Below are 22768 nucleotides of genomic sequence, written 5' to 3'. Positions count from 1 at the left end.
GGATTTAAATACACCTTGCAAAAGAAATTTCGTTTAAAAAAGAATTATGATTTTCAAAGAATTATTAATGGAAAACAAAAAATTCATAATAATTCATTTGTTATTTATTATGCAAATAATTCATTAGATCATTGTCGTTTTGGAATATCAGTTAGTAAAAAAAATGCGAATGCTGTTAATCGTAATCGGATTCGTCGCCAAGTTCGTTCAATGTTACAAAAGGTTTGATGCTTAAAAAATAATAATATGGATATTATTATTTTAGTAAGACCACCTTATTTAAAACAGGAATATAGTAAAAATCAAAGATTTTTAGATATTTTGTTAAAAAAAATTATTAAATAATGGAGAAAAATTATGGACTATAAAAAATATTTATTTGCGCCTAATAAGCCACAAACTCCATGGTGAAAACAAGTTTGAAAATTTGGTAAAATTTTCATTTATACCTTTTTTATTGTTACCTTTTTATGAGGTTGTGGACAGATGTTTGATCCTAATGTGTCAACAAGTGGAAAAACTACGGGTGCAGGTTCAATATTTGGTACTTATTTTGAATTACTTTTCCCTGGTGATGGCAATAAGACACATTTTATAAATGGTGAAGAAGAATTACCTTTTAATGGTATTTCTAGTTGAAGTGAAGCTTGAACAGTTACTAAATCACCATTTTTTGGTTTATTTGTTTATCCAATTGCTGCATTATTATGAGTATTACTAAAAGGTTTTAGTGGTGGAATTGCTGCTGAACCAACAGCAGCTGCAGCAATTGGAGCAATGTTTGTTACCGCTTTAATAATTAAATTAATTACTTTAGCCTTTTCTTGAAAATCGCAAAAAAATCAAGAGAAAATGCAAGCAATTCAATTAAAACAAGGCGAGATTCAAGCAAAATATAAAGGTTCAACTGATCCCCAAGCAAGACAAAAAATGCAATTAGAATTAATGGGATTATATAAAAAAGAAGGGGTTAAACCTTTAGCATCATTTGCAAGTTTATTTTTATCAATGCCATTTTTATATGCGATGTTTATGGTTGTTCGTTCAATGAGAATTTTGAAAGAACAAGAGTTTGGGGCAATTTCTTTTACAATAACACCGTGAGAAGGATTAAAAGCAGGAGACTGAGCATATTTAGCAATTGTTTTTGTTTATTTACCAATTCAAATTATTTCAATGTTATTACCAATGTATTTAAATCGTGGTAAGAAAAAAGTTTTTACTAAAGAATCGAAAGCAGCACAAAAGAAACAATTAATTACACAGTTAATTATGACGGGGGTGTTTATGTTACTGGTCTTTACAATTGGTTCAGGAGTTGCGATATATTGAATTTTTTCTGGGGCGTTGCAAATTGGACAAACAGTTTTATTTCATTATATAAATAAGAATGCTAAGTATAAAAAGAAAAAATAAATTTGGAGTTGAATTAAATGGAACAAAAAATATTTAAGAAACGCGAAGATTTAAAAACTTTTATTGAGCAACAAGATGAACCCCATTTTTACATTATTAAAGAAGAAATTAAAACATTTTTAAAAAAACAAGTGATTGCCTTAATATATAATATGAGTGATGTTAAAACCTATTTAGTTGGTGTTTTGCAAGGACTTTTAACAGAGTTAGACTTTAATGATATTGAAATTAAAATTTCACAAATTAACTATGAAACGATTAAAGTTAATATTAATTGTGATAATAATGCGTTATTAATTGGTAAAAATGGTTATGTATTAAGTTCTTTACAAAATTTATCTAACTGTTATTTATCAAGTAAGTTTCATCGTCGTTATATTGTTAAAGTTGATGTTAATGACTATTTTCAAAGACAAGAGAGTAATTTTTAATTAATTTAGCAAAAAACACTGCTAAAAAAGTATTTTTTACTAAAAATGATATGGCATTATTACCAATGCCTAATAATCAGCGAAGAATTATTCATAATGAATTAAAAAAATTCGATAAGGTTATTAGTGAATCTCAGGGTTCAGGTAATAAAAGACATATTGTTATTAAATATCTTGAAAGCAGTGAAATCTAGTCGTTAATGTCTAGATTTTTATTTTTAAAAAAGAAATTTGGTGATATTTATGATTAATGATACGATTATTGCTTTAGCAAGTGCTCCTCTTAAACAAGCCATTGCTATTATTAGAGTTAGTGGTCCAGAAACATTTTCACTTATTAATAAAGTATTTAGTAGAAATATTTTAAATGTTTCAAAAGAAAAATATTTCGGAAGGATTATTAATCCTAATACAAAGATAATTATTGATGAAGTAGTTTTAGTTTGCTACTATAAAAGTAGTTCATTTACTGGTGAAGATACTATTGAAATTAATTGTCATGGTAGTATGTTAATTGTTAATAAAATTATTCATTTATTATTAACAATTATGAAAAATGATAATATTCGGTTAGCAACTGCGGGCGAATTTACAAAAAGAGCATTTTTAAATGGAAAAATTGATTTATTACAAGCACAAGCGGTTAATGATTTAATTAATGCGCCTAATGATGAAGCGTTAGCATTAGCAATGAATAGCTTAAATGGTAATAATAGCAAATTATTAAAAGAACTTGAAACAAGATTATTAGAGTTAATAGCTAATATTAGTGTTAATATTGATTATCCTGAATATGATGGGGTTGAAAACTTAACCCAAAAATTAGTTTTAACTCGTACAAATGAACTTTATAGTGAGTTATTAACCATTACTAAACAAAGTAAAATTGCTCAGGTTATTAATGATGGCATTGATACTGTAATTATTGGTAAACCTAATGTAGGAAAATCAACTTTATTAAATGCTTTATTAAAAGAAAATCGCGCGATTACTTCAACAATTGCTGGAACAACCAGAGATATTGTTACGGGAAAAATAAATATTGATAATATTTCTTTAAACTTAATTGATACCGCAGGAATTAGAAATACTAATGATATTATTGAACAATTAGGAATTCAAAAATCAAAACAGTATTTAGAAAAAGCCCAGTTAATTTTATTAGTGCTTGATGGTAGCAATATTTTAGATGATAATGATATGTTATTATTAGAACTAGTTAAAGATAAAAATTGTATTATTATTATTAATAAAGTTGATTTACAACAAAAACTATCTGTTTCGCTTTTGCTATTAAGTTCAGTCCCAATAAGTGCTTTAAACAATGATTTTAATCCCTTAATAGATAAAATTAAAGAGATGTTTTTACAAGAAAAAATTAATTATCATAATAATTTAATTTTGACATCAACCCATCACCAAATGTTATTAGATAAAATTACAATGACAATTGATGAAGCAATTCAAGCTTTAAACAATAGTATGCCGTTAGATTTAGTAATCCTTCATTTTCAAGAAGCGTGAGATTATTTACAAGAAATTAATGGTAAAATAATTAAAGATAATCTCTTAGATGAAATGTTTAGTCGCTTTTGTCTAGGTAAATAAGGAGTTTAATTAGTGAATGGTTTATTTGATACGCATTGTCATTTAGTCTCAGATTCATATCAAGATGAAGATATAAATAATATTTTAGAAGAAGCGAAATTAATTGGTGTTAATTTAATTTGTAATGTTGGTTATGATTTAAAAACTAGTAAATTAGCAGTTGACCAAGCATTTTCTTCACCCGATGTATTTGCAGCTGTTGGCATTCATCCTAACGATGTTAGTAATCATCAAGAACACCATCTTTATGAATTGGAAGAACTAATTAAAACAGGAAATGTTTGTGCTATTGGTGAAATTGGATTAGATTACTATCGCAATCAAGATAGTAGTGATTTACAAAAAGAATGATTTATTAAACAAATTAAATTAGCTAAAAAATATCAATTACCAATTTTAGTTCACATTCGTGATGCTTTTGATGATGCTTATGAAATTTTAAAACAATATGATGTTGTTGGCATTATGCATTGTTTTTCAGCAAATACAAAAACTGCTAATAAGTTTATTGAATTAGGATATTATATTTCTTTTTCAGGAATTCTTACTTTTGAAAATACTAAAGATTTGCAACAAGTTGCTAAAGATATTCCCTTAAATAAAATTGTTTTAGAAACTGATGCTCCGTATTTAACACCTGTTCCTTATCGGGGAACAAAAAATTATCCAAAAAATATTATTTTTACTGCTAAAAAATTAGCAAGTTTAAAAAAAATATCCTTAAATGATGTTATTATCACAACAACAAATAATGCGAAACGAATTTTAGGAATTAAATAGCCAAATTGTAAAGTTAAGTGCAACTAAATTATTTTTCTAACCAAATATTCGATTGGCGAAAGATAATTTAGTATTTTTCTTGGTCTTTGGTTTAAAGACAATATAAATTTATGAACTGCATTTTTAGTAGTGTTTGAAAAATTAAATTTTTTAGGAAATTTTTCTCTAATTAAACCATTAGTATTTTCATTAGTACCTCTTTGTCAAGGTGAATATGCATCAGCAAAATAAATTTTCACATTTAAATTTTTTTCAAGTTGTTGTCAATTAGCAAATTCTTTACCCCTATCAAATGTTATAGTCTTAACAAGATTATTTGGAAGAATTGATAAATAATGACTAATATTTTTGTTAATAACTTTAGTAGTTCTATTTTCAACTAATATTGCTAAAGTAAATCTTGATGTTCTTTCAACTAAAGTTATTAAACATGATTTACTTTTACCTCGTGATGATACTGTAGTATCATCTTCTCAATGGCCAAGAGTTATGCGATTATTAACATTTCGTTCTTTAATGGATTTACCATTAAATTTACCCCGATTTTCTTGAGATTTTCGTTTCTTACCTTTTCTTCTTAAATTTTTACTAGTAACCTTTTTAAGTAATCCAGAATAAATTCAATTGTAAATTGTTTTAAAACTAATAATTCATTCTTGATGAAAATTTTTAATTCTGCCATAAATTTGTTCAGGCGATCAACCTAATAATAATTTTTGTTGTACATATTTTACTAATTCTCTATTTTTAAATTTATGAAAATAAACATGTAATTGTTTTCTATTTTCTGCTTTATTTTGTGCAATTAATGAAAAATAATGATTATTATCTTTATTTCTATTAACTTCTCGATTAATAGTACTAATACTTCGATTAAGATTTTTAGCTATTTCACTAATTTTTACTTTAAATTTTAATTGATTCTCAATATAAATTCTTTCATCTATGCCAAGATGTTTGTATCCCATATAAAAACTCCTTAAATTTACTTTTTCTAAAATAAACTTAGCATCATGAAATTTTTATATGAAATCTTTTGCAATTTTATTTACTTGCACTTACAAGTATAATTCAGCAATAAAAAAATGCTCTTATAAAATTTAAGAGCATTTTTTTATGTTTGTAATTTTATTTTTTTATAAAAATCTTAGTAAGAATTTTGAATTTGTTCAAAAATATCAGTTTCAAACTTTTTAGTACCATTAATAACTGCTAATAAAGGATATTCACCAATTTTAGTTGGTAATTCTAACTTTTCTGTAATGTATTTATCCATTCCTTTTAATAATGCCCCACCACCACAAATCGTAATGCCATTTTTATAAATATCACCAGATAGTTCCGCTGGAGTTATTTCTAATGTTTGAGTAATTACTTCAATAACTGGTAGCATAGCTTGTTGTAAAACTTGCCGAATTTCTTCTGGTTTTAAGATTGCTGCTTGGGGTCTACCATTAACATAGTGCCGACCATAAATTTTAAAATTATTTTCATCATCATATTGTGTTAAAGAACCAATTTTAATTTTAATATTTTCTGCTGTCGTGCTACCAATTTCAATTCCATATTGAGTACGAACATATTTTTGAATTTCATTATTAAAATAGTTTCCTGCAATTTTAATAGATTTAGATAATACAATGTCACCAGATGCAATAACGGCAATATCAGTAGTTCCGCCTCCCATATCAATAATTAGTTGCCCGTGAGGACTATTAATATTTACGCCACCACCAATGGCCGCCATTTTTACTTCTTCTTCAATAAATACTTTTTTAGCACCTAGATTGTGACCAATTTGTTTTAAAGCTTTCTTTTCTAAATCAGTAACGGCTGAAGGACAAGCCAGTAATAATGCTGCGTCATTAATACGGTTTAAAATTTTTAAATTCATAAAAATATATTGTAATTGGGCTTCTGTAGCTTTAACATCACTAATAACCCCATTGGTCATTGGTTTGATAACACGAATATTTTTATTACCTTTTCCTACCATTTTTCTAGCAGCTTCGCCTACTGCAATAATTTCATTACGATTAATATTGTATGCAATAATTGAAGGTTCATTATAAACAATACCTTCTCCTGAAATATAAATTAATGTATTTGCTGTGCCTAAATCAATTGAAATATATTTAGGTTTTTGCCTTTTTCCTTTGAAACTAAGTATGTTCATACGATTTATTTCCTTTCTTACGATCCATTTTCTATTAAAACTAAAATGCTATTTAAATAGCATTTTAACCTATAATACATTTTAACAAAGTATTTAGTAATATGCTATTAGATTTGCGATATTATTAGCAATGATATTAGCATATTACACTGATAGTAGTATTTTAGTTTTAAAGGTAAATTACCGTGAATAATAATTTTTCATAATTAAACTGATAAATAAATGAAGGCAATGATTTGTAACTCATTGCCTTTTTAAAAAATTAACTAATTTAAAATATCAAGTTTAAACTGCTATTAATAAATATTTATTATTATTTTAATTTTGTAAAAATAAATTAAAAATGTCAATTATTTTGATATTTTTTAACCAAAACGACGATTTCGCCCTTGAAATTCAATTTCTTCACGAATTGAATTTTCTCAAGATTTAGTACCTTCAATAACACATAGTAATGGATTATTAGCAATATTAACAGGAATAGTAAATAAAGCTTTAAAATGTTTTTCAATTCCTGGGATTAAAGCACCACCACCACAAAAGTAAATTCCATTGCGGAAAATGTCACCAACTAATTCTGGATCAGTTTTTTCTAATACTTCAGCAATTAAGTCAGCAATATTGTTAAAAAATGGTAGTAAGATTTCTCTGATTTCACTATTATTTACGCGAATTTGTTTTGGCATTCCGTCAACCATACCTCGGCCATAAACTTCTAAATAGACTTCACTAGCATCTTTATGTAATGTTCCTAAGGTTCTTTTTAAGGTTTCACCAGTTTTTTCACCAATAATAATATTATGGCGAGCTCGTAAATATTTTTGAATTTCAGTTGTCATATGTCTCCCAGCAACTTTAATTGAACTAGAAACAGCAATATCTCCTGATGAAAGAACAGCACAATCGGTAGTCCCCCCACCAATATCAACAACAAGATTACCTTCAGGATTACTAATATTAATACCAGCGCCAACAGCTGCCATTTTTATTTCTTCTTCAATAAAGACACTTTTAGCACCTAATTTACTTGCCATTTCTTTTAAAGAATTATGTTCTAATTCCGTAACTGATGAAGGGGCTGCTAATAAAACAATGGCATTTTTTCATATTTTAAATAATTTAATTTTTTCAAAAATCGCCTTTAATAGTTCTTGAGTTGCTTTTAAATCACTAATAACCCCATCACTAATCGGACGCACTAAGCGAATGTTTTTATGTTCCTTACCAATTAAACTATAAGCATCATTTCCTAAAGCGACTAAGGATTTCTTTTTAATGTCATATGCCATTACTGAGGGTTCGTTAAAAACAATTCCACGGTTTGATGAATATATGACAAGGTTTTCTGTGCCGAGATCAATTGATACATAGTTTTTAATCATACAATTCTCCTTTTTTATTTTTTACTTATTTTTAATTTTATCATTAAATAAAATTAAGTATATATTTTTGTAAAAACTATTTATAACCCTTGATAAATTTCTTTTTCAATCCGTTTTGTACCCTCAATAACACATTTTAAGGGGTCATTAGCAACTTTAACTTTAATATTAAACTTACTACTAAAATATTCATCAATCCCTGCTATTAGGGCACCACCGCCACAAATTGTAATGCCATTTTTAATAATATCCCCAGCTAATTCTGGCGGGGTTGATTCCAAAACTTCAGTTAAAACTTCTGAGATGCGATTAAATTGGGTAATAATTACGGGTCTAATTTCGTCAGCAGTAATATTAATTTCTTCGGGTCTTCCCGAAAGAACATTACGACCATAAGCAATGAATTTTTTATTTTCTTTCGTTTCACTTAAAGAACTAATTGCATGTTTTAATTCAATAATACTTTTAATACCAATAGAAATATTATATTGACCACGAATATATTTTTTAATTTCATCATCTAATAAGTTACCTGCTACTTTAATACTCCGAGAAATAATAACGCCTTTTGATGCAATAACGGCAATATCAGTAGTTCCGCCACCAATATCTAATATTAAGTTACCACTTGGCAAATTAATATTAATGTCAGCCCCAATGGCCGCCATTTTTACTTCTTCTTCAACAATAACAATTTTTGCTCCCATATTGTAAGCAACTTTTTTTAAACCATCGCGCTCTAATTGTGTAACCCCCGATGGGCAAGCTAAAACAACAATGGCATTTTTTCACATATTTGATAATTGCAATTTTTTAAAAATAGCTTGTAGTAAATCTAAAGCTGCGTCTAAATCAGAAATAACTCCATCAACTAGTGGTTCAATAATTTTAATATTGTCATTAGTTTTACCAATAATTTCAAAGGCTTCGTGTCCTAAAGCAAATAATTGGTTATTTTTTGATAAATCATAAGCAATCATTGAAGGTTCGTTATAAACAATTCCTTGTCCTGCGATATAAACTAATGTATTTGCTGTTCCTAAGTCTAAAGCAATATAATTACGCTTTGTGCCTTTAAGGAAGCGCTTAAATTTTTCTAAAATGTTTGTCATATCGATACTCCTTTTCTTCTGAATTTATTTTATCAAATTTTAAAGTAATTCTAACGGCAAAATGTCCTATTTTATAAAATAGGACATTCAAAAGTTTTTAAACATTAATAATTTTAATTTTGTAATAATAAATTAGAAATATCAATTATTTTGATATTTTTTAACCAAAACGACGATTTCGTTTTTGTGACACTTGAAATTCAGTATCATTTTGGTTTTCTTCAATAATTGCTCTTGCTAAAGTATCACTAAGTTTTTTTTCAAAACTTTTTGTACCATTGATTACCGACATTAATGGATCATTAGAAATCCTTACAGGAAATTCAAAAATACTTTCAAAGTATTTATCAATTCCTTTAATTAATGCACCACCGCCACAAATGGTAATACCATTTTTAATAATATCACCAGCTAACCCAGGAGGGGCACTTTCTAAAACATTAATTGTTAAATCAATAACTTTAGAAAAAACATGTAGCATTACATTGCGAATTTCTTCAGGATTAACAAGAATTCTTTTCGGTAAACCAGAAACAATATCACGACCATATTTTTCAGTTTTCTTTTCATTAGGAAATTTAATTAAAGAGCCAATTTCACATTTGATTTCTTCAGCAGTTTTTTCACCAATAACAACATTTTGTTCTGATCTTAAATATTTTTGAATTTCTTCATCAATGTATCTGCCAGCAACTTTAATCGAACCAGAAACAATAATGTCACCAGAAGCAATAACGGCAATATCAGTAGTTCCCCCACCAATATCTAATACTAAATTACCAACAGGTAAATGAATGTTTATTCCAGCCCCAATGGCCGCCATTTTTACTTCTTCTTCAACAAGAACATGACTTGCGCCCATTTCTGATGCAACTTTTCTTAAAGCTGTTCGTTCTAATTCAGTAACACCAGATGGACAAGCCAATAGGACAATAGAATTTTTTCAAACATTAGTTAAACGAATGCGATCAAAGATGTAGCGCAGTAAATCTGTTGTTGCTCCTAAATCAGAAATAACACCATCAACTAATGGTGTTACCATACGAATATTGCTATGAGTTTTTCCCACCATTTCGTATGCGGCACTTCCAACAGCAATTAATTTATTAGTACGAACATCATATGCCATTACTGAAGGTTCGTTATAAATAACACCTTGTCCAGATACGTATGCTAATGAATTAGCCGTTCCCAGATCTAGTGATAGGAAGTTAGCTTTTTTTTGATTAAACATCAACTTAAATCCTCCTTTTTAAATTTAGATAATCACAGTAATTATAGTATATAAAATTTATTTTTCAATCAATATAATTTCTTTTTAAAAGTTAAATGACTATTTTGTGAAATTATCATCATCTTTATTTTAATTATGAGATATTTTAAGAAACTAAGTCAACATAAAATTAATAAAAATTTTGTAAAAATCACAAATAGTTAGGACATTTGATTTTTAACTAGTTGTTGCAATTGGTAAATTAAGTAATATTGTTGTTTTACCTTTTAGTGGTTGATAACCTAAAATCGTTATTTTAACAATTTTGTTAGTAGTTGATAAGTCAATATATCTAGGTTTTCCTCAACTAAAATATTCATCAAAACCAATAACAAAATTATTTTCAGTTACTGAACTTTCTCGTTCTTTTAATATTTTTAATATTTCTGGTTTGATTGCTAAATTTAATTCATATTCTTTAACTTGTTGAGGATTTGTTGCCTTAATTTCGGTAATTGTAATTGAAGTAATATAGCGAACATCTTTATTTTTAAAGTATCTTAATATTTCATTTTCTTTGATGATTTGAGCATCGTTATTATTTTTATTAGGTTGCAAATTTGGTTTATTTATAGTGAAGCTATTATTTTTTTTATTCTCACAAGAAATTAAATTTACTGTTCCAGCGACTGTTAAAATAGTTTCTCCTAAAATTATCAAAATTTTTTTCATATTTTATTATCCTTTATTTTATTTTTTACTTGATATTGTAATAAGAATAATGCTGATTTGTTGTAAGACTTTAAACTTTTATTATGCTTTATTCGGTTTTAATTAATTATAAATTGCATTTTTAACACTAATATTATTTTCTTCATCAACTTGTTTTAAAAATTGATATTAATAATACCATACCATAGAGTTATGAGAAGGTACAAGTCTTTTTATAAAAATGGTCAAGGCAGATTTAATGGTGATTTTAATATTTTTTTAATTGTGCAAAGTATTGGGGATGGTAAATTTTTAATAAGCCAAATTGTAAAGTTAAGTGCAACTAAATTATTTTTCTAATCAAATATTCGATTGGCGAAAGATAATTTAGTATTTTTCTTGGTCTTTGGTTTAAAGACAATATAAATTTATGAACTGCATTTTTATTAGTGTTTGAAAAATTAAATTTTTTAGGAAATTTTTCTCTAATTAAACCATTAGTATTTTCATTAGTACCTCTTTGTCAAGGTGAATATGCATCAGCAAAATAAATTTTCACATTTAAATTTTTTTCAAGTTGTTGTCAATTAGCAAATTCTTTACCCCTATCAAATGTTATAGTCTTAACAAGATTATTTGGAAGAATTGATAAATAATGACTAATATTTTTGTTAATAACTTTAGTAGTTCTATTTTCAACTAATATTGCTAAAGTAAATCTTGATGTTCTTTCAACTAAAGTTATTAAACATGATTTACTTTTACCTCGTGATGATACTACAGTATCATCTTCTCAATGGCCAAGAGTTATGCGATTATTAATATTTCGTTCTTTAATGGATTTACCATTAAATTTACCCCGATTTTCTTGAGATTTTCGTTTCTTACCTTTTCTTCTTAAATTTTTACTAGTAACCTTTTCAAGTAATCCAGAATAAATTCAATTGTAAATTGTTTTAAAACTAATAATTCATTCTTGATGAAAATTTTTAATTCTGCCATAAATTTGTTCAGGCGATCAACCTAATAATAATTTTTGTTGTACATATTTTACTAATTCTCTATTTTTAAATTTATGAAAATAAACATGTAATTGTTTTCTATTTTCTGCTTTATTTTGTGCAATTAATGAAAAATAATGATTATTATCTTTATTTCTATTAACTTCTCGATTAATAGTACTAATACTTCGATTAAGATTTTTAGCTATTTCACTAATTTTTACTTTAAATTTCAATTGATTCTCAATATAAATTCTTTCATCTATGCCAAGATGTTTGTATCCCATATAAAAACTCCTTAAATTTACTTTTTCTAAAATAAACTTAGCATTATGAAATTTTTATATGAAATCTTTTGCAATTTTATTTACTTGCACTTACAAGTATAATTCAGCATAAAAAGTTAATAATATTTTATTTACTATGTTATAATTATATGATATGAAAAACTATTATAGGATTTAAAAATGAAACCACAAGCAGTACTTTTAAAATATAATTTACATCCGATGAAAAAATGAGGACAGAATTTTTTAAATAATGAACAAATAGTTAATCAAATTACGAATAGTTTTAGATGTGAGAATACTGATGGCATTTTAGAAATTGGAACCGGATTAGGAATAATGACAGTTAGTCTTTTAAAAAAGGCACAAAAAGTAGTTAGCATTGAAATTGATAAAAAATTAATTCCAATTTTAAATGAACATTTTAAAAATGAAGCAAATTTTAAACTTATTAATGATGATTTTTTAAATGTTAATTTACCATTATTAATTAAAGAACATTTTGTTAATATTAAACGAGTTCATATTGTTGCTAATTTACCATATTATTTAACTTCACCAATTTTATTTAAATTATTAGATAATGTTCAATATTTTACGAGTTTTACATTAATGATGCAAAAGGAAGTAGCTCAAAGAATTACTAGTTTACCAAATAATAAAGCATATAGTAATTTAAGTGTAATTTGTCAGTATTATAGTAAAGTGAGTATTCCTTTAAAAGTAAGTCGTCATAATTTTTTTCCTGAACCTAATGTTGATAGTTGAATTGTTCATTTTGCTTTACAAAAAAATTATCAAGTTGATAATGAAAGAGAATTTAATGATTTTGTTCGCAAATTATTTGCTATGAAAAGAAAAACTTTACTTAATAATTTAAATCTGATTACTAATAATAAACAAATTTCTGAATCATTAATTTTAAAATTAAATTTACCTTTAACCATTAGAAGCGAACAGTTAACAATTGAACAGTTTATCAATTTATACCATTTTGTTAAAGATAATGGTAATATAATATTAACGAGGAGGTCATTTAATGACAAATAATAGTTATGAGCATGTTGCTTTTTTTGGATTGAATGCCAGTAAAAAATTAGCACAAGAAATTTGTAATATTCTTAAAGTTCCTTTACAGGAAGCAAAAGTAAATAATTTTGCAGATGGTGAAATTTCTGTTGAATCTTTAATGTCAGTTCGTGGTAAAGATGTTTATGTAATTCAATCAACATCATTTCCAGTTAATGAAAATTTAATGCAATTATTAATTTTTATTGATGCTTTAAAACGAGCATCAGCTAATAAAATTAATGTTGTAATTCCATATTTTGGTTATGCACGACAAGATCGGAAAGCAAAAGGGCGACAACCAATTACTGCCAAATTAGTAGCTAATATGTTAACTGGTGCTGGTGCTGATCGGATTATGTTAGTAGACATTCATTCATCACAAATTCAAGGTTTTTTTGATATTCCTGTTGATGATTTACGATCAAGTCATGATTTTGCGGAATATTTTTTAGAAAAAAAACTTAATAATGTTGTTGTAGTATCGCCAGATCATGGTGGTGTTACCCGAGCGCGACAGTTAACAACTTATTTACCTGGCGAATTAGCAGTTGTTGTTAAAAAACGCCCTGAACCTAATGTTAGTGAAGTTGAATTTGTGCTTGGTGATATTAAAGATAAAAACTGTATTATTATTGATGATATGATTGATACGGGTGGTACCATTGTTAATGCAGCGAAAGCATTAAAAGATGCTGGTGCCAAAACTGTTTATATTGCTGCCACGCATCCAATATTTAGTGGTAAAGCTGTGGAACGGTTAAAAAATGCGGTCGCTAGTGGTATTGTGAATGAAGTTGTTGTTACTAATTCAATTGAATTGTTAGAAGCAAAAAAATTTACTGGTTTAAAAATAATTTCTATTGCTGGTTTTTTAGCGAAGATGATTAATGCTTCTATTAATTGTGAATCATTGTCAGAAATATATGCTACTCGTTCAAAAAAATTATCAAATTTACAGGAGTAATAGTTAATTAACTCGCATTCTAGCGAGTTTTGTTTATTTACTGAATTTTTTGCGAAAGGTTAAAAAAATGAAATTAATTGTAGGTCTAGGAAACCCTGATAAAAAATATGTCCATACGCGACATAATATTGGTTTTCAAATTATTGATGCTTTAGTTAAAAAATGAAATATTAAGTTAGATAGTAAAAAAATGGATGGTCAATATGGTAAAACGATTAAAAATAATGAAAGTATTATTTTGTTAAAACCATTAACATATATGAATTTATCAGGATATAGTGTTTCATCAATAACTAATTATTTTAAAATTGCAATATCCGATATCATTGTTATTTATGATGATGTTGATTTACAACTTGGAGTTATAAAATTACGGCATAGCGGTAGTAGCGGTGGTCATAACGGTATTAATAGCGTTATTAATAGTTTAAATAGTAATAAAATTAAACGGATTAAAATTGGTATTGGTAAAGATAATGCTTATGATACTAGTTCTTGGGTTTTAGGTAAATTTACTAATAAAGAACAACCAATTATTGATGACACCGTTAATAAAGTTTTAAATATTATTGATGATTTTGTTGTTGATTTTAATTTTGAAAGAGTTATGAATATTTATAATTAAGTTTTGTAGTAAAATATAAGTAATAATAAAATAATTAAAGGAAGTAATGAAATGAGAAATACATTAGCAATTATTGGTAGTCAATGAGGTGATGAAGGAAAAGGCAAAATAAGTGATTATTTTGCGCAAAATAGTGCCGTTATTGTTCGCTGAGCTGGTGGTGATAATGCTGGTCATACAATAGTTTTTAATAATGAAAAATATAAGTTAAATTTAGTTCCGTCAGGGATATTTAATGAGCAAGCAATTAATATTATTGCTAATGGTTGTGTTATTAATTTAGAAAAGTTAATTATAGAAATTAAAAGCTTACAAGATAAGGGTTTTTCGTGTCGTAACTTAAAAATTTCAAATCGTGCCCATATCATTATGCCATATCATTTAAAAATTGATGAATATCAAGAAGCAAAGCGAAAACATATTATTGGGACAACTAAAAGAGGCATTGGGCCCACATATGAAAATAAAATCGCAAGAGTAGGCATTAGAATTTGTGATTTAGAAAATCCATTAACATTAAAAGCAAAATTAGAAAATGTTATTGCGATTAAAGAAGATATTTTAAAACAAATATATCAAGATAATTTGCATATTATAGTAGATGATTTATTAAAACAATGTCAAGAGTGATATGCGGTAATTAAACAATATGTTTGTGATACTTCATTATTATTAAATAATTTAATTAAAGCAAATCAAAAAGTATTATTTGAAGGTGCCCAAGGAGTAATGCTAGATATTGACCACGGAACATATCCTTTTGTTACTAGTTCTAATCCCTCAGCATCATCAATTGCTGTTGGGGCAGGAATTGCTCCGTGAATGGTTAATAATATATTAGCAATTAGTAAACCATATAATACTCGTGTTGGTAGTGGTGTATTAATTACGGAAATGAATGCTGAAATGGCCCATACAATTAGAGAAGTTGGTAAAGAATATGGTACGGTATCATTACGACCACGCCGGATTGGTTGATTAGATATTGTTGTTTTACAACATGCAAGTCGTGTTAATGGGTTTACATCATTAGCAATTATGCTTTTAGATGTTTTAAGCAATATTAAATTATTAAAATTATGTGTTGCTTATATTTATAAGGGTGAAAAAATTAATTATATTCCCGCTGATATTGAAGAGTATGAAAAATGTCAACCAGTTTATATGGAATTAGCTGGTTGAGAAGCGGATATTACAAAAGTAAAATCGTGAGCAGAGTTACCTGAAAATGCTAAAATTTATTTACAAACAATTAGTAAATTAGTTGATTTACCATTGGCATTATTTTCTGTTGGTCCAGATCGTGAACAAACAATTTTATTAACTGAAATATTTTAAGAAAAAAGAGGTTTTAATTAATGGCAACAGTAGCAATTTTTTTAGCAACTGGTTATGAAGAAATTGAAGCAATAACTGTTATTGATATTTTACGAAGAGCAAAAATTAATATTGATATTATTAGTAGTGAAAATAAAGATTTTATTGTGGGTGCTAATAATATTACTATTAAAAGTGATTATTATTTTAGTCAAATGCCTAATGATTATGCGATGCTAATTTTACCTGGTGGAGCGACGGGTGTTAATAATTTACAAAAAAATGAACATTTAATGAACTTATTAAAAACATTTAATGAACAAAATAAATTTATTGCTGCGATTTGTGCTGCCCCGCAAATTTTAGGATTGTTAGGCATTGCTAATAATAAGAATATTAGTGTTTATCCTGAGTGTTTCAATGGTTTAGAAACTGCTAAAATTATTAGCAATGAAGCGGTTGTTATTGATGGTCATATTATTACGGCATCATCACCTGGTGTTGCGATTAAGTTTGCTTTACAACTAGTCGCAATATTAACTAATGATAATATTAAAGAAATGATTACAAAGCAGTTAGTAATTTTATAAATCTATTTCCATAAAGGAGGAACAAAGATGATTAAGCGTTATCAAACAAAAGAAATGAAAGTGATTTGAAGTGAAGAAAAGAAATATGATACTTGATTAAAAGTAGAATTATTAGTGTGTGAGGCATGAGGCAATTTAGGATTAATTGATAAATCTGATTTAAAAAAATTGAAAAAAGTTAAAGTTGATTTAAAATTAATGAATAGTTTAGAAAAGCAAACACAACATGATATGGTTGCTTTTACAAGAATGTTATCACATAGTTTAGAAAATGAAAAACGCTGAATTCATTTAGGATTAACTTCAACTGATGTTGTTGATACCGTCCAAAATTATTTAATTAAGCAAGCAAACGATGTTATTGCTAAAGAACTGCAAAAATTATTAGATATTTTAAAACTAAAAGCTTTAAAATATCGGAATTTAATTTGTATTGGCAGAACACATGGCATATTTGCCGAACCGACTTCTTTTGGTTTAAAATTTGTTTTATGGTATGAAGAAATTAATCGGCAAGTGGAAAGATTTTTGTTAGCTCGTAAGCAAATTGAAGTTATTAAAATTTCTGGTGCGGTTGGTAATTATGCGAATGTTGAACCAGTTGTGGAGGATTTTGTCAGACAAGAGTTAGAATTAGGTGTTGATAATATTTCAACACAAGTAACCCAAAGAGATCGGCATGCCTTTCTTTTTAGTGTTTTTGCAAATATTGCTTCCACATTAGAAAAAATTGCTCTTGAAATTCGTCATAGTCAGCGAAGTGAAGTTGATGAAATTCGCGAAGGATTTTCATTAAATCAAAAAGGTTCTAGTGCGATGCCTCATAAACAAAATCCAATTGGGAGTGAAAATATTTGTGGGTTAGCGCGTCTGATTCGTGCTAATAGTGTTGTTGCTTATGAAAATAATTTGTTATGAAATGAAAGAGATATTTCGCATAGTTCTAATGAAAGAATAATTATTAGTGGAACATTTTCATTATTACATTTTATTTTAAAGCGGATGAATGCGATTCTTAATCTTTTAGAAGTTAATGAAAAAAATATTGCTTTAAATATTGAAAAAACATTTAATACTTTTTTTAGTCAAAGATTATTATTAGAAATTATTAAGAAAACCCAATTTTCTCGTGAAGAAATTTATGATTTTTTACAAGAGTGTACTTTTGCTAGTTTAAAAGAAAAACGAGATTTTAAGGAAGTTGTTAAAGAATATAAAATTTCTAAATATTTAGATGATGAGCAATTAGAAAAATGTTTTGATATTAATTATTTTGTTCGTAATGTTAATATTATTTATGAACGGGTTTTTCCTAAAAGAGAATAGGATAAGATAATAATGATTCAGAAAAGTTTTCGTAATGAGCAGCCATCGCTATATTTAGTAGCAACACCAATTGGCAATTTAAAAGAGTTAAATAGTCGGATTGCAGAAACTTTACAACTGGTTGTTGTAATTTTTTGTGAAGATACAAGAGTAAGTAAGAAAATATTACAACATTTTAATATTAAGAAAAAACTTATTTCGTTACATCAACATAATGAAAAAGAACGAATTGATTTAGTATTACAATTTTTAAATAATAATCAATCAGTTGCTTTGCTAAGTGATGCTGGCTATCCATTAATATCGGATCCCGGATATCAATTAGTCCAAGCAGTAATTGCTAAGGAATATAATGTTGTTAGTATTAGTGGGTCTAGTGCGTTATTAAATGCTTTAGTTTGTTCGGGATTACCACCATATCCGTTTTCTTTTTGAGGTTTTTTAGACCACAAAGTAGGAAAACTTAAACAACAAGTTGAACAATTAAAATATCGTTCTGAATCGTTAATTTTTTATGTTGGTGTGCATCATTTAGAAAAAACATTAAGGGTGATGAAAGAAATTTTAGGTAATCGTGATGTTTGTTTAGCAAGAGAGTTAACGAAGATGTATGAAACTATTTATCGAATGCCATTAAATGATATTATTAACCTTGATTTAACTTCATTAAAGGGTGAATTTGTGTTAATTGTTAAAGGATATGAAGTGGTGGTTGATTATCGTTCTTTAACTATTAAAGACCACATTATCTTAGTAGCTAAAAAGCAAAATATTACTATTAAAGAAGCAATTAAGGAAGTAGCAAATATGCGAAATCTTCCTAAAAGTCTTGTATATCAAGTCTATCATCAAGAGTAACCCTAGGAGGAGAAATGTTGACATTTTCCTATTTTTCTGTATAATTAACGAGTTAAGGTATAAAATAGGAAAAGAAAGTTTCAGTTTATACTGAACAAATTATTAAAAAAAGAGGGAAAAATATGAATATGAATGGAACAAAGCGTTTATTAATGGCTTTAACTAGTATTACATTAGGTTTAGGAACAGCGACAATCGGTTTAGTTGCTTGTTCAACAGGGACAGTTACTTTTGATAAAATCACAAGTCAAGAAGCAATTGAACAACTTAGAACAAGTTTTGCTAATACTGTTAATACTTTAAAGACAAGAATTAAAACTTTGGAAACTCAATATGATGTACAAAAACAAGCATTTATAGCAGTAAATGATAAGGTTAAAAACCTAATTAAGAGTGTAAAAACTATTGGAGAAAATAATGATGCATTATTACTAGAACTTAAAACACAATATGATGCTATTAAATCAAATGATACAGTTGTTGTAATTAAAGAGTTAACTGAATTTAATAGTGAAAAAACTACTGCTTTAAAGTATGTTAAGGCTCTTGAAGACTACCGATTTCAAAAAGAAAAAGCTTTAAATGAGAAATTAGCTGAGAAGGATACTCAAATTACTAAATTAAATGACCAAATTAAAATATATGCTGAATTATACTTGTAAGTGCAAGTAAATAAAATTGCAAAAGATTTCATATAAAAATTTCATGATGCTAAGTTTATTTTAGAAAAAGTAAATTTAAGGAGTTTTTATATGGGATACAAACATCTTGGCATAGATGAAAGAATTTATATTGAGAATCAATTGAAATTTAAAGTAAAAATTAGTGAAATAGCTAAAAATCTTAATCGAAGTATTAGTACTATTAATCGAGAAGTTAATAGAAATAAAGATAATAATCATTATTTTTCATTAATTGCACAAAATAAAGCAGAAAATAGAAAACAATTACATGTTTATTTTCATAAATTTAAAAATAGAGAATTAGTAAAATATGTACAACAAAAATTATTATTAGGTTGATCGCCTGAACAAATTTATGGCAGAATTAAAAATTTTCATCAAGAATGAATTATTAGTTTTAAAACAATTTACAATTGAATTTATTCTGGATTACTTGAAAAGGTTACTAGTAAAAATTTAAGAAGAAAAGGTAAGAAACGAAAATCTCAAGAAAATCGGGGTAAATTTAATGGTAAATCCATTAAAGAACGAAATGTTAATAATCGCATAACTCTTGGCCGTTGAGAAGGTGATACTGTAGTATCATCACGAGGTAAAAGTAAATCATGTTTAATAACTTTAGTTGAAAGAACATCAAGATTTACTTTAGCAATATTAGTTGAAAATAGAACTACTAAAGTTATTAACAAAAATATTAGTCATTATTTATCAATTCTTCCAAATAATCTTGTTAAGACTATAACATTTGATAGGGGTAAAGAATTTGCTAATTGACAACAACTTGAAAAAAATTTAAATGTGAAAATTTATTTTGCTGATGCATATTCACCTTGACAAAGAGGTACTAATGAAAATACTAATGGTTTAATTAGAGAAAAATTTCCTAAAAAATTTAATTTTTCAAACACTACTAAAAATGCAGTTCATAAATTTATATTGTCTTTAAACCAAAGACCAAGAAAAATACTAAATTATCTTTCGCCAATCGAATATTTGGTTAGAAAAATAATTTAGTTGCACTTAACTTTACAATTTGGCATATACAAAACAAGTTAACTTAATTACTGATTTAGTTGCTACTTTTGGTAAAGAAGGTAGTTTAAAAGAACTTAAAAAAGTAAAAGAAGAAGCGAAATTTGAAGACCAAGTTGATCATATTAAAGCTGAGTTTGAAAGAATAATTAAAGAAAAAACTAAGCTTAATACTGAAAATGAAGCAAATAAGCAAGAAATTAAGGATGCTAATGAGGCTTTAGATGCTTTACAAATAGCGATTGATACTGGTAAAACCGTTAAAACTGAATTAGAAACTGCTGTTGACAACTTAGAAAATTTAATTAACGACTTCAAACAATAAGAGGCAATATTATGATGTTTAAAAATCTTTTAAACCTTTTAATTGTAGCTAGTTTGACAGTTGGGGTAGGGGTTACTTTAACAGCTTGTGCTGATAAAGCACCAATTCCTACGGAACAAAACTTAATTGTTAAAGATAGTATTTTTGATGAAATTGTTAATAACACTTTATTTCGCGTTGAAAAACAAAGTTTAGTGAATAAAATTAATGATTTGACTAATCAAATAAAAAATCTTGATAAAAATATTGATTTAACTATTGCACAACTAGAAAATATTAAGGTCAAATTAGAAATTAAGATTAAAAAATACCAAGATGAATTAGCACTTTTAAATGCTGATTTACAAAAATTGGATGAGTTAGTTAATAGTTTTGGTAAAGATAAATTAAAGGATATTAAACCTTTTACGGGTTCTAAAACTGATTGAAAGGGTAAAATTGCTCATATTAAAGCTGAATTTTTACGAATAATTGGTGAACGAAAAGATTTAATTAAGGAAAATCATAGTTTAATAATACAACTTATTAAATTGTATTTTGAAACTGAGTTTGATTTTAATGTCCACAAATTAAATACTGGTAATACCAGATTAGATGCGTATAATAAGGCAAAAGAATTAATTAAAACTTTATTAGGTGATGATTATCAACTTTTAAAAATTTCATTTAAAGGTTCAGAAACTGATAATTTAACTGGTAATTCAGAATGATACGATATGGATATTACTTTTGGTAAAGAAACGGCAACGATTCGTTTTAAAGTAAAAAATGTTGGTTTTATTAGAAAATCAAATGAAGAAATTTTAACTTTAGTTAAAAATTTTTTAAAAATTCGCTATAACTGAGGTTTGAAAGAACTTACAAACTCAAGGAGCGAAGCTATTGCTCTGCCAAATTGTAAAGTTAAGTGCAACTAAATTATTTTTCTAACCAAATATTCGATTGGCGAAAGATAATTTAGTATTTTTCTTGGTCTTTGGTTTAAAGACAATATAAATTTATGAACTGCATTTTTATTAGTGTTTGAAAAATTAAATTTTTTAGGAAATTTTTCTCTAATTAAACCATTAGTATTTTCATTAGTACCTCTTTGTCAAGGTGAATATGCATCAGCAAAATAAATTTTCACATTTAAATTTTTTTCAAGTTGTTGTCAATTAGCAAATTCTTTACCCCTATCAAATGTTATAGTCTTAACAAGATTATTTGGAAGAATTGATAAATAATGACTAATATTTTTGTTAATAACTTTAGTAGTTCTATTTTCAACTAATATTGCTAAAGTAAATCTTGATGTTCTTTCAACTAAAGTTATTAAACATGATTTACTTTTACCTCTTGATGATACTACAGTATCACCTTCTCAATGGCCAAGAGTTATGCGATTATTAATATTTCGTTCTTTAATGGATTTACCATTAAATTTACCCCGATTTTCTTGAGATTTTCGTTTCTTACCTTTTCTTCTTAAATTTTTACTAGTAACCTTTTCAAGTAATCCAGAATAAATTCAATTGTAAATTGTTTTAAAACTAATAATTCATTCTTGATGAAAATTTTTAATTCTGCCATAAATTTGTTCAGGCGATCAACCTAATAATAATTTTTGTTGTACATATTTTACTAATTCTCTATTTTTAAATTTATGAAAATAAACATGTAATTGTTTTCTATTTTCTGCTTTATTTTGTGCAATTAATGAAAAATAATGATTATTATCTTTATTTCTATTAACTTCTCGATTAATAGTACTAATATTTCGATTAAGATTTTTAGCTATTTCACTAATTTTTACTTTAAATTTCAATTGATTCTCAATATAAATTCTTTCATCTATGCCAAGATGTTTGTATCCCATAT

25 protein-coding genes are annotated in these 22768 nt (G+C 26.6%); 17 read left to right on the top strand and 8 right to left on the bottom strand.

The window, feature by feature from the left end; genetic code table 4:
* Positions 1–15 precede the first annotated feature (15 nt).
* From rnpA to AAHN02_RS05775, 6 genes are all read left to right on the top strand, one after another.
* Positions 16–345, top strand: a complete 330-nt coding sequence (rnpA, locus tag AAHN02_RS05800) for a ribonuclease P protein component (RefSeq protein ID WP_338967806.1) — start codon at positions 16–18, stop codon at positions 343–345.
* Between the two features lie 141 nt (positions 346–486).
* Complete coding sequence (yidC, locus tag AAHN02_RS05795; protein WP_342277643.1) at positions 487–1416, top strand: membrane protein insertase YidC; 930 nt, start codon at positions 487–489, stop codon at positions 1414–1416.
* A 17-nt stretch (positions 1417–1433) separates the two neighbouring features.
* The gene (locus tag AAHN02_RS05790; protein WP_342277642.1) at positions 1434–1847 is read left to right on the top strand and encodes a KH domain-containing protein; all 414 of its coding nucleotides are present in this window, start codon (positions 1434–1436) and stop codon (positions 1845–1847) included.
* A gap of 50 nt (positions 1848–1897) precedes the next feature.
* A complete protein-coding gene (locus tag AAHN02_RS05785) occupies positions 1898–2041 on the top strand; it encodes a R3H domain-containing nucleic acid-binding protein (RefSeq protein WP_342277641.1) in 144 nt (47 codons plus the stop codon).
* Positions 2042–2090: 49 nt separating this feature from the next.
* On the top strand, positions 2091–3455 hold the full coding sequence (mnmE, locus tag AAHN02_RS05780; protein ID WP_342277640.1) for a tRNA uridine-5-carboxymethylaminomethyl(34) synthesis GTPase MnmE: 1365 nt from the start codon (positions 2091–2093) through the stop codon (positions 3453–3455).
* 12 nt (positions 3456–3467) lie between these two features.
* On the top strand, positions 3468–4235 hold the full coding sequence (locus tag AAHN02_RS05775; protein WP_342277639.1) for a TatD family hydrolase: 768 nt from the start codon (positions 3468–3470) through the stop codon (positions 4233–4235).
* A 23-nt stretch (positions 4236–4258) separates the two neighbouring features.
* On the opposite strand, the gene AAHN02_RS05770 is transcribed toward AAHN02_RS05775, so the two are convergent.
* The 7 genes from AAHN02_RS05770 to AAHN02_RS05740 form a co-directional block, all read right to left on the bottom strand.
* Positions 4259–5203, bottom strand: a complete 945-nt coding sequence (locus tag AAHN02_RS05770) for an IS30 family transposase (protein WP_342277638.1) — start codon at positions 5201–5203, stop codon at positions 4259–4261.
* A gap of 179 nt (positions 5204–5382) precedes the next feature.
* On the bottom strand, positions 5383–6411 hold the full coding sequence (locus AAHN02_RS05765; protein ID WP_338967797.1) for a rod shape-determining protein: 1029 nt from the start codon (positions 6409–6411) through the stop codon (positions 5383–5385).
* 365 nt (positions 6412–6776) lie between these two features.
* Positions 6777–7793 carry a rod shape-determining protein gene (locus AAHN02_RS05760; RefSeq protein WP_342277637.1) on the bottom strand — a complete coding sequence of 339 codons (1017 nt, stop codon included), beginning with the start codon at positions 7791–7793 and terminating at the stop codon, positions 6777–6779.
* An 80-nt stretch (positions 7794–7873) separates the two neighbouring features.
* Positions 7874–8905: a rod shape-determining protein gene (locus AAHN02_RS05755; RefSeq protein ID WP_342277636.1), complete on the bottom strand. Its 1032-nt coding sequence runs from the start codon at positions 8903–8905 to the stop codon at positions 7874–7876.
* Positions 8906–9065: 160 nt separating this feature from the next.
* Positions 9066–10139, bottom strand: coding sequence for a rod shape-determining protein (locus AAHN02_RS05750; protein ID WP_338967792.1), 1074 nt, complete (start codon positions 10137–10139; stop codon positions 9066–9068).
* A 216-nt stretch (positions 10140–10355) separates the two neighbouring features.
* A complete protein-coding gene (locus AAHN02_RS05745) occupies positions 10356–10850 on the bottom strand; it encodes a hypothetical protein (protein WP_342277635.1) in 495 nt (164 codons plus the stop codon).
* 322 nt (positions 10851–11172) lie between these two features.
* On the bottom strand, positions 11173–12117 hold the full coding sequence (locus AAHN02_RS05740) for an IS30 family transposase (protein WP_342277634.1): 945 nt from the start codon (positions 12115–12117) through the stop codon (positions 11173–11175).
* A gap of 180 nt (positions 12118–12297) precedes the next feature.
* On the opposite strand from AAHN02_RS05740, the gene rsmA reads away from it, so the two are divergent.
* The 11 genes from rsmA (at position 12298) to AAHN02_RS05685 (ending at position 21825) form a co-directional block, all read left to right on the top strand.
* Positions 12298–13167, top strand: coding sequence for a 16S rRNA (adenine(1518)-N(6)/adenine(1519)-N(6))-dimethyltransferase RsmA (rsmA, locus tag AAHN02_RS05735; protein WP_342277633.1), 870 nt, complete (start codon positions 12298–12300; stop codon positions 13165–13167).
* Positions 13157–14152, top strand: a complete 996-nt coding sequence (locus AAHN02_RS05730; RefSeq protein WP_342277632.1) for a ribose-phosphate pyrophosphokinase — start codon at positions 13157–13159, stop codon at positions 14150–14152. The genes rsmA and AAHN02_RS05730 overlap by 11 nt, the downstream gene beginning before the upstream one ends.
* Positions 14153–14219: 67 nt before the next feature.
* Positions 14220–14777, top strand: a complete 558-nt coding sequence (gene pth / locus AAHN02_RS05725; RefSeq protein WP_338967788.1) for an aminoacyl-tRNA hydrolase — start codon at positions 14220–14222, stop codon at positions 14775–14777.
* Positions 14778–14828: 51 nt separating this feature from the next.
* Complete coding sequence (locus AAHN02_RS05720) at positions 14829–16115, top strand: adenylosuccinate synthase (protein ID WP_342277631.1); 1287 nt, start codon at positions 14829–14831, stop codon at positions 16113–16115.
* 20 nt (positions 16116–16135) lie between these two features.
* Complete coding sequence (locus AAHN02_RS05715; RefSeq protein ID WP_338967786.1) at positions 16136–16684, top strand: DJ-1 family glyoxalase III; 549 nt, start codon at positions 16136–16138, stop codon at positions 16682–16684.
* Between the two features lie 27 nt (positions 16685–16711).
* Positions 16712–18010: an adenylosuccinate lyase gene (gene purB, locus AAHN02_RS05710; protein WP_342277630.1), complete on the top strand. Its 1299-nt coding sequence runs from the start codon at positions 16712–16714 to the stop codon at positions 18008–18010.
* Positions 18011–18022: 12 nt separating this feature from the next.
* Positions 18023–18868 carry a 16S rRNA (cytidine(1402)-2'-O)-methyltransferase gene (gene rsmI / locus AAHN02_RS05705; protein ID WP_342189760.1) on the top strand — a complete coding sequence of 282 codons (846 nt, stop codon included), beginning with the start codon at positions 18023–18025 and terminating at the stop codon, positions 18866–18868.
* A gap of 128 nt (positions 18869–18996) precedes the next feature.
* On the top strand, positions 18997–19530 hold the full coding sequence (locus tag AAHN02_RS05700) for a hypothetical protein (RefSeq protein ID WP_342277629.1): 534 nt from the start codon (positions 18997–18999) through the stop codon (positions 19528–19530).
* A 90-nt stretch (positions 19531–19620) separates the two neighbouring features.
* The gene (locus tag AAHN02_RS05695) at positions 19621–20565 is read left to right on the top strand and encodes an IS30 family transposase (RefSeq protein ID WP_338966816.1); all 945 of its coding nucleotides are present in this window, start codon (positions 19621–19623) and stop codon (positions 20563–20565) included.
* 19 nt (positions 20566–20584) lie between these two features.
* A complete protein-coding gene (locus AAHN02_RS05690) occupies positions 20585–20908 on the top strand; it encodes a hypothetical protein (RefSeq protein ID WP_342277628.1) in 324 nt (107 codons plus the stop codon).
* A gap of 11 nt (positions 20909–20919) precedes the next feature.
* Positions 20920–21825, top strand: coding sequence for a hypothetical protein (locus AAHN02_RS05685; protein ID WP_342277627.1), 906 nt, complete (start codon positions 20920–20922; stop codon positions 21823–21825).
* Here the strand turns inward: AAHN02_RS05685 and AAHN02_RS05680 are convergent.
* Positions 21822–22766: an IS30 family transposase gene (locus AAHN02_RS05680; protein ID WP_342277626.1), complete on the bottom strand. Its 945-nt coding sequence runs from the start codon at positions 22764–22766 to the stop codon at positions 21822–21824. The genes AAHN02_RS05685 and AAHN02_RS05680 overlap by 4 nt on opposite strands.
* Between the last annotated feature and the right edge of the window lie 2 nt (positions 22767–22768).

This window comes from Spiroplasma endosymbiont of Nephrotoma flavescens (assembly GCF_964030835.1).
Taxonomy (GTDB): Bacteria; Bacillota_I; Bacilli_A; order Mycoplasmatales; family Nriv7; genus Nriv7.
The sequence above is the reverse complement of the archived record's forward strand: the minus strand, read 5'-3'. Positions and strand labels throughout refer to the sequence as shown.